Below are 471 nucleotides of genomic sequence, written 5' to 3'. Positions count from 1 at the left end.
CTATCACTCGCCCATTCTGGCGCATTCTTTGGTGTCAAAATAAAGCTTTCTGGCATAACCGATCGGGCATAAAAATAACTTCGACCTTCTTTTTGATCGAATAATTTTTCGCCACTTCGATAACTTGCTCCAGCAATTGCACTTCTTCCTTTTCCAGCACTAATATTACTAAAGCTCATGTGAAAAATTGCCATGTCGGTCACCACCTTTCTTTGGGTTTATGGGTTTGATTTTGTTGTCGCCAACGGCGACTTCTAATACAAGTGTTTAGCACAATAACACAACCAAATTTAGTTGTTGTGTGTAAGTGCGCATTGACCTCATTTCACTCAGTCTGCTGATTCTCCTGAATTTACTTTTAGTGTATGACTTCCGCTTCGCTATTTCAACTTTTATCCTTTGACTTAACGTTTCCTATATGATATAGTTTCGGTGATTATTTCTAATATGATTGGAGGGATCGTTATGTCT

The 471-nt window shown here is 38.4% G+C and carries 1 protein-coding gene; it reads right to left on the bottom strand.

Annotated elements, in window-relative coordinates:
- A partial coding sequence (locus IV54_RS11620) for a MobA/MobL family protein (RefSeq protein WP_162259331.1) occupies window positions 1-194 on the bottom strand: 194 nt, incomplete at its 3' end.
- Window positions 195-471: the final 277 nt, after the last annotated feature.

The organism is Levilactobacillus paucivorans, from assembly GCF_001437125.1.
Classification (GTDB): domain Bacteria; phylum Bacillota; class Bacilli; order Lactobacillales; family Lactobacillaceae; genus Levilactobacillus; species Levilactobacillus paucivorans.
This window is presented reverse-complemented; position numbering and strand designations above follow the sequence as displayed.